Source organism: Salinicola sp., from assembly GCF_982684285.1.
This window is the reverse complement of record NZ_CEXLVS010000126.1, coordinates 1-11,884: the sequence shown is the minus strand read 5'-3', so window position 1 is coordinate 11,884 and position 11,884 is coordinate 1. Positions and strand designations below refer to the sequence as shown.

11 protein-coding genes are annotated in these 11,884 nt (G+C 63.9%); 4 read left to right on the top strand and 7 right to left on the bottom strand.

Annotated elements, in window-relative coordinates; genetic code table 11:
* From AC3AYF_RS12190 to AC3AYF_RS12170, 5 genes are all read right to left on the bottom strand, one after another.
* On the bottom strand, positions 1-180 hold a 180-nt coding region (locus AC3AYF_RS12190), incomplete at its 3' end, for a hypothetical protein (protein ID WP_487779788.1).
* Positions 181-187: 7 nt separating this feature from the next.
* Positions 188-1,288: a prephenate dehydratase gene (gene pheA, locus AC3AYF_RS12185; RefSeq protein ID WP_487779787.1), complete on the bottom strand. Its 1,101-nt coding sequence runs from the start codon at positions 1,286-1,288 to the stop codon at positions 188-190.
* A gap of 51 nt (positions 1,289-1,339) precedes the next feature.
* Positions 1,340-2,422 carry a 3-phosphoserine/phosphohydroxythreonine transaminase gene (gene serC / locus AC3AYF_RS12180; RefSeq protein ID WP_295039359.1) on the bottom strand — a complete coding sequence of 361 codons (1,083 nt, stop codon included), beginning with the start codon at positions 2,420-2,422 and terminating at the stop codon, positions 1,340-1,342.
* 131 nt (positions 2,423-2,553) lie between these two features.
* On the bottom strand, positions 2,554-5,313 hold the full coding sequence (gyrA, locus tag AC3AYF_RS12175; protein ID WP_295039361.1) for a DNA gyrase subunit A: 2,760 nt from the start codon (positions 5,311-5,313) through the stop codon (positions 2,554-2,556).
* 161 nt (positions 5,314-5,474) lie between these two features.
* The gene (locus AC3AYF_RS12170) at positions 5,475-5,906 is read right to left on the bottom strand and encodes an acyl-CoA thioesterase (RefSeq protein WP_295039362.1); all 432 of its coding nucleotides are present in this window, start codon (positions 5,904-5,906) and stop codon (positions 5,475-5,477) included.
* A gap of 199 nt (positions 5,907-6,105) precedes the next feature.
* Between AC3AYF_RS12170 and AC3AYF_RS12165 the strand changes: the two genes are divergently transcribed.
* From AC3AYF_RS12165 to AC3AYF_RS12155, 3 genes are all read left to right on the top strand, one after another.
* Positions 6,106-7,032, top strand: coding sequence for a recombination-associated protein RdgC (locus tag AC3AYF_RS12165; RefSeq protein WP_295039365.1), 927 nt, complete (start codon positions 6,106-6,108; stop codon positions 7,030-7,032).
* Positions 7,033-7,079: 47 nt separating this feature from the next.
* Positions 7,080-8,270, top strand: a complete 1,191-nt coding sequence (locus AC3AYF_RS12160; RefSeq protein ID WP_487779789.1) for a 1-acyl-sn-glycerol-3-phosphate acyltransferase — start codon at positions 7,080-7,082, stop codon at positions 8,268-8,270.
* Between the two features lie 241 nt (positions 8,271-8,511).
* Complete coding sequence (locus AC3AYF_RS12155) at positions 8,512-9,267, top strand: RIO1 family regulatory kinase/ATPase domain-containing protein (protein ID WP_295039367.1); 756 nt, start codon at positions 8,512-8,514, stop codon at positions 9,265-9,267.
* A 15-nt stretch (positions 9,268-9,282) separates the two neighbouring features.
* On the opposite strand, the gene AC3AYF_RS12150 is transcribed toward AC3AYF_RS12155, so the two are convergent.
* A complete protein-coding gene (locus tag AC3AYF_RS12150) occupies positions 9,283-10,734 on the bottom strand; it encodes a TrkH family potassium uptake protein (RefSeq protein ID WP_295039369.1) in 1,452 nt (483 codons plus the stop codon).
* Between the two features lie 350 nt (positions 10,735-11,084).
* Here AC3AYF_RS12150 and AC3AYF_RS12145 point away from each other — a divergent pair, with 350 nt between their 5' ends.
* On the top strand, positions 11,085-11,369 hold the full coding sequence (locus AC3AYF_RS12145) for a hypothetical protein (protein ID WP_110602865.1): 285 nt from the start codon (positions 11,085-11,087) through the stop codon (positions 11,367-11,369).
* Positions 11,370-11,455: 86 nt separating this feature from the next.
* Here the strand turns inward: AC3AYF_RS12145 and AC3AYF_RS12140 are convergent.
* A partial coding sequence (locus tag AC3AYF_RS12140; protein WP_487779786.1) for a pilin occupies positions 11,456-11,884 on the bottom strand: 429 nt, incomplete at its 5' end.

Sequence of the window (11,884 nt, the reverse complement as noted above, 5' to 3'; positions counted from 1 at the left end):
CAGGAAGCGCTCGGCGCGCAGACCGGCGACCACGCTCTCGGCCACGACCTCGGGGAAGTCGTAGCGCTCCTCGATGCGCGTTCGGAGCTGGACGTTCTCCGCGACGAGGGCGCGGGCCCGAAGTGCGCGGCGCACGACCTCCAGGAGCACCGTGGGATCCACCGGCGATGTTTCACTCACCCGCATCTTAAAGCACGCCCACCGGGTAGGAACCCAGCACTTTCATGTCCTGGGCGCGGCCACGCACCTCCTCGAGCACACTCGCGATCCCGGGCTGGTCGACATGCCCCTTGAAGTCGATGAAGAAGACGTAGTTCCACGCACCGGTGCGCGACGGGCGGGTCTCGAGACGGGTCATGTCGACATGGTGGCGATGGAACGGTTCGAGCAGCGCGTGCAGCGCACCGGGCTCGTTGCGCATGGCGACCACCACCGAGGTCTTGTCGGTACCCGACGGCGGCACCGACTCGTTGCCGATGATCAAGAATCGCGTGGAGTTGTCGGGGCGGTCCTCGATCTTCTCCGCGACGTGGTCGAGCCCGTAGAGCTGAGCCGCCATGTCGCCGGCGATCGCCGCGCTGTGCCATTCGGTCTTGACCAGTCGCGCCGCCTCGGCGTTGGAAGAGACCGCGACGCGCTCGGCATGAGGGTAGTGGGCATCCAGCCATTTGCGGCACTGGGCGAAGGACTGTGGATGCGAGTAGATCCGCGATATCTTGTCCTGCCGCGTGATGCTCGACATCAGCAGATGGTGGTGGATACGCAGCACCACCTCCCCACTGATGTGCAGGCCGGAATCCATGAACGAGTCCAGCGTGTTGTTGACGACACCCTCGGTGGAATTCTCCACCGGCACCACACCGTAGTTGACCGCGCCCGCCTCCACCTCACGGAACACTTCGTCGATGGCCGCCATCGGCAAGCTGATGGCGCTGGGGCCGAAATGCTTGAGCGCCGCCTGCTGGGTGAATGTGCCCTCCGGCCCCAGGTACGCGACCTTGATCGGCTTTTCCAGCGCCAGGCAGGCGGACATGATCTCGCGGAAGAGCCTGGCCATCTCCTCGCGGTGAAGCGGGCCGGGGTTTTCCTCCATCACCCGGCGCAGCACCTGCGCCTCGCGCTCCGGGCGATAGAAGACGGCATCGGGGTCGTCCGCGGTCTTGACATGAGCCACCTGGGCGGCGCACTCGGCACGCTCGCTGATCAGGCGCATCAGTTCGCTGTCGATGGTGTCGATGCGCTGTCGAAGCGCAGCCAGGTCCAGCGGCGAATTCGAGGAGTCACTCATGACCGTTTCCTGATGACTGTAGGGTGATGTCGTTGGGTGAAGCTCCGCTCATCAACCGCGGCGGCGCTCGAAATCCCGCATGAAAGTGATCAACGCCTGTACGTCGGCTTCGCTGACGGCGTTGTAGAGGCTGGCCCGCATGCCGCCGACGCTGCGATGCCCCTTGAGATTCAGCAGCCCTTCCGACTCCGCCTCCTCCAGGAACGTCGAATTCAGCGCCTCGTCGGCCAGGGTGAATGGCACGTTCATGATCGAGCGGTTGGTCGGATCGATGGGATTGGCGTAGAAATCGCTGGCGTCGATCGTCGCGTAGAGCGCTTCGCACTTGCGCCGGTTGATCGCCTCCATCTCGGCCAGGCCGCCAACGTCCTGCTTGAGCCACTGGAACACCAGGCCAGCCAGATACCAGGCATAGGTCGGGGGCGTATTGATCATCGAGTCGTTGTCGGCATACACCTTCCAGCCCAGCAGCGACGGTGCCTGCGGCAAGGCGCGTTCCAGCAGATCGTCACGAACGATGACGACGGTGACCCCGGCGGGTCCGATGTTTTTCTGGGCCCCGGCGTAGATGACCCCATACCGGCTGACGTCAAGCGGTGCGGAGAGGATCGACGATGACATATCGCAGACCAGCGGCACGTCCAACTCTGGCACGTAATCGTATGCCAGGCCACCGATGGTCTCGTTGTGGCAGTAGTGCAGGTAGGCAGCATCGGTCGAGAGCGCGATCTCGTCCGGGCGCGGCACATGGACGTAACCATTGCCCTGCGTCGAGCCCGCCACGTGCGCGCCGGCGAGATGATTCGCCTCCTTGATCGCCTTGGTGGACCAGATCCCGGTATCCAGATAGTTGGGGGTACCGCCCTGCCCCAGCAGATTGAGCGGCACGCAGGCGAACTGCAGGGTGGCGCCGCCCTGCATGAACAGCACGCGGTAGTTGTCGGGGATCGCCAGCAGGTCGCGCAGATCCCGTTCGGCCTGGGCCGCGATCGCCTCGAACGTCGGGCTGCGGTGGCTCATCTCCATCACCGAAAGACCCTGTCCTCGGTAGTCGAGCATCTCCTCGCGAGCGCGCTCCAAAACGGCGGACGGCATCGCCGCCGGACCAGCACAGAAGTTGTGCAGACGTGTCATTGCCTGAATTCCTGGATCTGAATCATTGCTGACCACAGTGGCAGCCGAAAACGGCCATCGCCGACAACCAACCACTGCCGAAAGCGCTACTGTCGACCGCTCCGGGCACGACCGCCCGGAGCGGACCTCGCTCACTCGTCTTCCGACTTGCCGTCATTCGATTCGTCGCCGGAAGCGTCATCGACCTTCCCGTCGACATTCGCATCGGCGTTCTCGGCCTTGCCGTTTTCGTCGACGACGTCTTCGGCCAGCTCACCCTCGGCCAGTTCGTCCTCTTGGGGCTCGTCGACACGCACCGTCTTGACCAGGCGCTCGTCGTCGCCGGTACGGATCAGCGTCACGCCCTGGGTGTTGCGGGAGCTGATCGAGACTTCGGCAACCCGGGTGCGGACCAGCGTGCCGCGATCGGTGATCAGCATCATCTCGTCGCTCGAGCGCACCTGCATCGCCGCCACCAGCGAGCCGTTGCGCGCCGTGGTCTGCATCGCGATCACGCCCTGGCCGCCGCGCCCGCGGATCGGGAACTCCTCGAGCCGGGTGCGCTTGCCGTAGCCGTTCTCCGACGCGGTCAGGATATAGATCTGTTCGTCGTTGCCATTGCTGCCGTCATTCTCGGCATCGGCCTGATCGTCGGCTTCGGCGTCCGCGTCGGCATCGATGGTCTGGCTCTGGGGGATGATCAGACTGATCACCTCGGCGCCATCGAGCAGGCGCATGCCGCGAACGCCGCGTGCAGTACGGCCCATCGCGCGGACATTGCCCTCCTCGAAGCGGATCGCCTTGCCGTTGGACGACAGCAGCATGACGTGGTCCGAACCGGAAGTGATCGCGGCGCCGACCAGCCGATCGCCCTCATCGATGTCGATGGCGATCAGCCCCACGCTGCGCGGCCGGGAGAACTGGTCCAGCGAGGTGCGCTTGACCGTGCCGCTGGCGGTGGCGAAGAAGATGTAGCTGTCCGGGTTGTAGTCCCGCACCGGCAGAATGGCGTTGATCGACTCGCCGGCGTCCAGCGGCAGCATGTTGACCAGCGGCTTGCCCCGCGAGCCGCGGCTGGCGTTGGGCATTTCGTAGGTCTTGAGCCAGTACACCTTGCCGCGGTTGGAGAACAGCAGCATGGTGTCGTGGGTCGAGGCCACCACCAGGTGCTCGATGACGTCCTCGTCCTTCATGCTGGTCGCCGACTTGCCGCGCCCGCCCCGCTTCTGCGCCTGGTAGTCGGTGATCGGCTGGGTCTTGGCATAGCCGCCACGGGAGAGCGTGACCACCATGTCCTCCTCGGCGATCAGGTCTTCCATGGAGAGATCGAGACGACTGGTGTGAATCTCCGTCTTGCGCTCGTTGCCGTACTGATCGCGGATCGCCTCCAGCTCTTCACGGATGACCTCGAGCAGGCGATCCGGCGAGGCCAGAATGTGGTTGAGCTCGGCGATCTTCTCGAGAATGCTCAGGTATTCGTCGAGCAGCTTCTCGGTCTCGAGCCCGGTCAGGCGGTGCAGACGCAGCTCGAGGATCGCCTGGGCCTGGGCCGGAGACAGCCGGTACATGGCGCTGTCGTCGGACAGCCCGTAGCCCTCCTCGAGATCCTCCGGCTTGCACGAGGTCGCCCCGGCGCGCTCGAGCATGCCGGTGACCTGGCCTGGCTGCCAGTCGCGAGCGAGCAGCTTGTCCTTGGCCTCGGCGGCATTGGGCGACGCCTTGATCAGCTCGATCACTTCATCGATGTTGGAGATCGCGACGGTCAGGCCTTCGAGCAGATGGCCGCGCTCGCGAGCCTTGCGAAGTTCGTACAGCGTGCGGCGAGTGACGACTTCACGCCGGTGGCGGACGAAGGCTTCGAGCAGCTGCTTGAGGTTGAGCGTCTTGGGCTGGCCGTCGTCCAGCGCGACGATGTTGATCCCGAACACGTTCTCGAGCTGAGTGTGCGCGAACAGGTTGTTGACGACGACATCGCCCGATTCGCCGCGCTTGATCTCGATGACCACGCGCAACCCTTCCTTGTCGGACTCGTCGCGCAGCTCCGCGATGCCCTCGACCCGCTTCTCCTTGACCAGCTCGGCGATCTTCTCGATCAGCCGCGCCTTGTTGACCTGATAGGGCAGCTCGGTAATGACGATATGGTCGCGGCCGCTCTTCTTGTCGAACTCGACGGTATGCTTGGCACGCACGTAGATGCGGCCACGACCGGTGCGATACGCCTCGAGAATGCCGGCACGGCCGTTGATGATGCCGGCGGTGGGGAAATCGGGCCCGGGGATGTACTCCATCAGGTCATCGACCGTCAGGGTGTAATCCTCGATCAACGCCAGACAGCCGTTGATCACCTCGACCATGTTGTGCGGCGGGATGTTCGTCGCCATGCCGACCGCGATACCGGAAGCGCCGTTGATCAGCAGGTTCGGCACCTTGGTCGGCAGCACTTCGGGGATCCGTTCGGTGCCGTCGTAGTTGTCGACCCAGTCGACGGTGTCCTTCTCGAGATCCGCCAGCAACTCGTGGGAGAGGCGCGCCATGCGCACCTCGGTGTAACGCATCGCCGCGGCATTGTCGCCATCGATGGAACCGAAGTTGCCCTGGCCGTCGACCAGCACATGGCGCATCGAGAAATGCTGCGCCATGCGCACGATGGTGTCGTAGACCGCACTGTCGCCGTGGGGGTGATATTTACCGATCACGTCGCCGACGACACGCGCCGACTTCTTGTATGGCTTGTTCCAGTCGTTGCCGAGTTCGTGCATCGCGTAGAGCACGCGACGGTGGACCGGCTTCAAGCCATCGCGGACGTCGGGAAGCGCGCGCCCGATAATGACGCTCATCGCATAGTCCAGATAGGACTGCTTGAGCTCATCCTCGATGTTGACTGGCAGAATTTCTCTGGCGATATCACCCATGGGTCGTCAAATCCTTTGCACCGCTGCCACGACCGGCGTCCGGCCGTGGCAGCGTTAATAAAGCCCCGACAAGGCGGCCAAGTGGCTTGGCCGCACAATCACGGGATCATACCATTTCAGGGGCTTTAAAGGCAGGCGTTGACGTGCTTTGGACGGCTTTTCTACTTCCCTTCTGGCGCATCGACCACCAGCGGTCCCAATCGCTCCGCCCACTCCCCCTCCATCGGAACCACCTGGCCGCTGCGCTGGTCGAGCAGCACGAATGTCAGCGTGGCGGCCGCCACCAGCTCACCGCTGCCGATATGCGTTATCCGATGCCCGACCACACCGCTGCGCCCACCGACTCGGGTCAGGCAGGTTTCGACCTTGAGGTCATCGTTCATGACGGCTGCGCGGCGATAATCGATATTGAGATTGACCGCGACCAGCGCCACGCCCCGAGCCAGTCCGTCGGCGAACTCCGGATGGGCATCGACGTAGGCCCAGCGCCCCTCCTCGAGGAACTCGAGATAGCGGGCATGGTTGACGTGGCCGTAGCCGTCGAGATGAAAGCCCCGGACGCGAACCTCGGTTACCGTGATACGTGAATCCATGCAAACCTCCGTGATGACTGTTGTCGATGCCGCGACGGCAAGACGGCGCTGACGCCAGCTCTCTTCCCGATCGTCTGTCGCTCGCAGCTTCAAAACATACGCCCGTTTGAAACAGTCGCGCAAACATCGACGACCAACCTCGGTGGTAACACCTGGGTCGTTTCGACATAATATGCCTCCTTTCAAACGGAGCGGGCGCATGTGGTTCAAGCACTGTCATCTGTATCGCTGCCATGACGTCGAGGTTCTCTCCCTGGAGGACCTGGAAACCGCACTGGCAGAATTCGCGTTTCGCCCCGTCTCCCCGCGCGAGGCGCGCCGGGTTGGGTGGAGTGCACCGGCGGGCCGTCGCGGCGATCAGCGCGCCCACGAGATCCAGGGGCATCGACTGCTGTCGATGCTGCGCCAGGAGCGTCTGCTGCCGGCGGCGGTGGTCAACGACGAGGTCGCTGAGCGCAGCGAGGCGCGCGAGCAGGCCGAGGGTCAGCCGCTATCGCGCCGCGAGCGCCAGTTGCTCAAGGAACAGGTCATGGAGGAGCTGCTGCCCCAGGCCTTCACCCGCACCCAGCGCGTCGAGTTGTGGTGGGATACCCGCAAGCGCCTGATCGGCATCAACGCCTCCAGTCGCAAGCGCGCCGAGGAGGTGCTGGACCTGCTGCGCCAGACGCTCGGCTCGTTGAAGGTGACGCCATTGGCGACGAAGACGCCGCCGTCTCGCGGCATGACCCAGTGGCTGAGCGACCCCGCCAGCCGCCCCGCCAGCCTGATGCTTGGTGACCAGGTGGAGCTGCGCGCGGCCGAGGACGAAGGCGTATTGCGCGCGCGCCAGGTCGACCTCGATAGCGAAGAGATCCAGTCGCTGCTCGAGAACGGCCGTCAGGCCAGCCAGCTCAGCCTCGGCAGCGAAGGACAGCTTCGTGCCATGCTGCACGACGACCTGGCGCTCAAATCTCTCAAGTTCGACGACGCCCTGCTGGACGAAGCCAGTCAGAGTGACGACGGCGACGACCCGATCGTCTCTCTGGAAACGGACTTCGCGCTGATGTCGCAAACGCTGGCGACTTTCGTCGACCAACTGATCGAATGGCTGGGCGGCGAAGCCGATCCGGCAGCACCGACGCCATGACGCTTCATCCCGATACCGACAACAACACCGGAACCGGCAGTGGTGGCGTGACCGCCAACCCGCACAGCGCCGAGGCGGCGATCGACCTCGACCGGTTCGCCGACATTCGCCCCTACCACGACGAAGAGGTCGAGGCCGTGCTGGCCCGTCTCGCTCATGACAGCGAGCTACTGGACGCGATCACTCGCTACCGCCTGCCACGGCTGGCCCGCTTCGCCCCGCCGCTGGCGCGGATGCTCGCCAGCTTCCGGCTGCAGCGCGAGATGCGCGGCGTGACCACCGTGCGCGACTTCCAGTTGCGCATCGCCGACTACATGGCGCACATGATCAGCCGCACGACCCACGGATTCGATGTCGAGGGCCTGGAGCGACTGGATACGGGGCAGGCCTACCTGTTCATCGGTAACCATCGGGATATTGCCCTCGACCCGGCCTTCGTCAACTACGCGCTCTATCTCGCGGGCCACGACACCGTTCGCATCGCCATCGGCGACAATCTGCTGCAGAAACCCTTCGTCACCGACCTGATGCGGCTCAACAAGAGCTTCATCGTGCCGCGCTCGATCAAGGGCAAGCGGGCGATGCTGGCAGCCTATCAGTCGCTCTCGGGCTATATCCGCCACTCGATCACCGACGACAACCACTCGGTGTGGCTGGCCCAGCGCGAAGGGCGGGCCAAGGATGGCGTCGATCGAACCGATAGCGCCATCGTCAAGATGCTCTGCATGGCACGCCGTCTGGAAGAGGGCGACAGCGACATCGGCAGCGCGGTACGCGAGCTCAAGATCGTCCCCGTCTCGATCAGCTACGAGTACGACCCCTGCGCGGTCAACAAGGCCCGCGAGTTGCATGCCAAGGAGACCGACGGCACCTACAGGAAGGTGGAGTTCGAGGACATCTTCTCCATCGTCTCCGGCATCACCGGCAACAAGGGCCGGGTCAAGCTGGTATTCGGCACGCCATTGTCGGCCGAGTTCGGCACCGCCGACGAGGTCGCCGACGAAATCGACCGGCAGGTGCTGGAGAACTATCCGACCTTCCCCAGCCATCAGCTTGCACTGGCCGAAACCGGGTTGGCCCCGGAACTGGTGGATCTGAGCGGCGTGACTCCCGAAGATCGCGAGCAGTTCCGAAACCAGCTGGCGGCCGTCCCCGAACCGCTGCAACGCTGGTGGCTGCTGCAATATGCCAACCCGATCCTGAATCGGGCCGGCAAGCCCCAGCGTCACGACGCCTGAGCCGTCGGCGCCGACGTCAGATCGTCCCGGCATCGACCGGGACCACCCCTCCTCACCCCGCCGCCATCCGCCAATGGCGACTCCTGGACCGGAGACGGCTTGCCCGCCTCCGGTCCACTCGAACCCGTCTTTTGCCGGCGGCACGGTTGCCGGTACCGACCAGCCACTGGCGCGAGCGGTAAAATTTCCTTAAAATACGCTTAAAATTAGCCAGCTAATTAGCGTATTCACATTCCTGACCATGAACGCTCCTCTCGACCCCGCTACCGTGTCACCCGCCAAGGCGTCCGACGCTGCCGGCTCGGCCATGCCGCCTCCAAAAGCGCTACCGCTTTCGGCACCAACGCCGTTCACGCCCACCACCCTCCAGCACGGCACCGGACTGCTCAAGGCCGATGTCTATCTTGACATTCACGCGGGCCGACCGGTGATCCGCAAGGACTACAGCCGCTATGCCGGCAGCTGGCTGGCGATTCCGGCGCGCCTGCTGCTGCACCACGAGGCACGGATTCTGGAACGCCTTCGCCATTGGCCCCATGCGCCCAAGGTGATCGGTCAGGCCGGCAAGCTGGCGCTGCTGCTGGAGTACGTGCCCGGCGAGCTGCTGAGCGAAGCGGCGGATCTCACCAACCCGATCGCCTTCGCCCAATTGATGGCTGCGCTCGCCTCACTCCACCGCAGCTCGATCGTCCACAACGACGTGCGCGGCTCCAATATCATCATGAGCCGGGGTCGCGTGGTGCTGATCGATTTTGCCGCGGCGCTCTACCTGCCAGGCGGTCGACTGCTCCGGTTCCTGCTGCGCCCCCTGCAGCGCAGCGATATCGCCGGCGGACTCAAGTTCAAGACCCGCCTGACCGGCGAGGCGCTGACACCGCGGGAAGCACGGCTGCGGCGCAAGCCGGCCTGGATGAGAAGCCTGCAACGCACCTGGAAGCGCCGGCTGCTGCCACGCCTCAAGCGTCGCCTCGCCCCAACCGGCCGGCGCAGCGGATGACACTCCGCCACACCGCTACTTGCGCCAGAAGAACGGCGTCATCAGCACCAGCACCGTGAGAATCTCGAGGCGCCCCATCAGCATGCCGAGGGACAGCAGCCACTTGGCCGCATCCGGCAGCGAGGCGAAGTTGCCGGCGGGTCCGATGGTGTTCCCCAGCCCCGGCCCGACATTGGCCAGGGCGGTGGCCGCCCCGGTGATCGCGGTCACCATGTCGAGGCCCAGCGCGGCCAGTGCCAGCGCCAGCACCGCCACGGTGAGAAAGAAGAAGAACGAGAAGGCGATGACCGCGCGCACGACCTCGTCGTTGAGTGGCCGGCCGTTGTAGCGCTGGGCGAACACGCCACTGGGATGCACCAGGTAGCGCAGCTGGTTGGCCAGCAGCAGCCCCCCGATCTGGAACCGGAAGATCTTCATGCCGCCGCTGGTCGACCCGCTGCAACCGCCGACGAAGGTGATGAAGAAGAACGTGGTGACCGCCAGCGGCCCCCACTGGGTGTAGTCGGCGCTGGCGTAGCCGGTGGTCGTCACCACCGAGATCACGTTGAAAGCGACATCCGTCAGTGCCTGGAAGGGCGCGTCGGAGAAGGCCAGGATCCGATAGAGCGTCAGCGTCGCGATCACCACCAGCAGCAGACCGACGAGCCCCCGCACCTGCTGGTCCTGCCACAGCGCGCCGCGACTGTCGCGCAGCAGCCTGATGTAGAGCACGAACGGCAACGCCCCGCCCAGCATGAACAGACAGCCCAGCCACAGGATCAGCGGGCGATCGTGATAGATGCCGAACGAGGCGTCGTAGTTGGCGAAGCCACCGGTGGAGACCGAGCTCATGGCGTGGACGATGGCGTCCAGCGTGCCCATGCCCGCCAGGCGATAGCTCAGGATCGCCGCCAGCGTGAGCCCGAGATAGATGATCGTGGACGCCTTGGCGATACCGCCGGCCCGGGGCAGCACCTTGTCCGACCAGTCGGAGGACTCGGTCTGGAACAGGCGCATGCCACCGACCTTCAGGAACGGCAGAATCGCGATCGCCATCACGATGATCCCGATCCCGCCCAGCCACTGCATCAACCCGCGCCACAGTTTGAGGCCGTCGGACAGGTCATCGATGCCGGAGAGCACGGTGGAGCCGGTGGTGGTGATGGCGGAAACCGACTCGAATACCGCATCGGTGAACGACAATTGCGGAGCTCCCAGCACCAGCGGCAGGCTGGCGAAGGCGCTGATCACTGCCCAGCTCGAGGTGGTGAGGATGAACATGTGGCGCGTCTTCAACTCGACCGCCGTCTGCCACGTCCAGGCCAGCAGCGAACCCGAGACCACCGCGACCACCGCCATCGACTTGAGAAACGCCCACAGGTCGGGATCGTTTTCGAGCCCCAACAGGATCACCGGCGGCAACATGAACAGCGCCAAAACGATCAACAGCAGCGCCAGAATCTTGAAAATCGGCTTGGCGTCTTGCAAGACTTCCTCCCGGTTCCGTCAACTCGAGCCCGATCTCTCCGCCCGCGGGAGGCCTCACCCCGCCGCGGCGAATAAATCGCAGCGATGATAGGCCATCGCGAGACGCAAGACACGGCTTTACCCGCTTTTCTCGTCGGCGGTTCGGCCTCGCGAGCGCACACCGTGAAGTGAGAGGTCGCCAGCGGAAAGCGCCCGGGCGGAGTGGCCCCCCTCTTCATCAGCGCGCCCCGCGGGCTCTGGCGGTGCGACGAGATATGCTATGGTGGCGCCATCAGAGCGCATGAGCGCGAAGGCTTGGCGGCACGCCCAGTCCGGACACGCCCTCGCCGCCCACCACAGGAGAGTCATCCATGAGTTCCGCCTCGGAAATGCAGAAAAACCGCGTCATCCAGGAGCTGCGCGCCTTCATCAAGAAGCTGCTGCAGGAGCCCGGCATTCTCGAGAATTCGCTGGCCATCGCCAAGCGTCACTCGGATGGCAGCAACGACCCCAAGGCCTGGGCGACCATCGCCAACGAGATCTCGGATACCACCAGCGTGCATATCCCGGAAGACCCGAGCGAGCATTCGGAGGCCGACCGGCTGTTTCTTGAGGTGTTGCGGGAGGTCGTGGGGGAGGAGAAGGCGTTGTACTGAAGCGGTAAGCCGTAAGCTCTAAGCTCTAAGCTTTAAGCTGGAAGATAGAAGAGAAAGCAAGGCCGGCGGATGCCGGCCTGAATGCCTCAAGAATTAGGTTGACAACTTTCAGGGACGACGTCTGTTGATATATGTGCGGTAGAACAAGCCCACCCACCACCATTGTCACCATCTCTCGTCAGAGTAATTGTACTGTTGTTCGCAAAATTGCCCTCACCAGAGAATGTAAATACGAGAGTATAATCACCAGTAGTCACTCCATTAGCATCATCCGGTGCAGTTGCAGTAACTGCTCCATTTTGGACAGCAGCGCTGGACAAACCTATTTTTGTTAAGTCAGTGGAGTCGAACTTTCCTTCTTGAATAGCCAACTCAGCCGGAGTCTGAAGGCCTTTTAAGGTGGCTAGAGCAGAGGTGAACTCTGACCGAGCCACATAGTTCTGGTACTGCGGGATCGCGATGGCGGCGAGGATGCCGATGATCGCGACGACGATCATGAGTTCGATCAGGGTGAA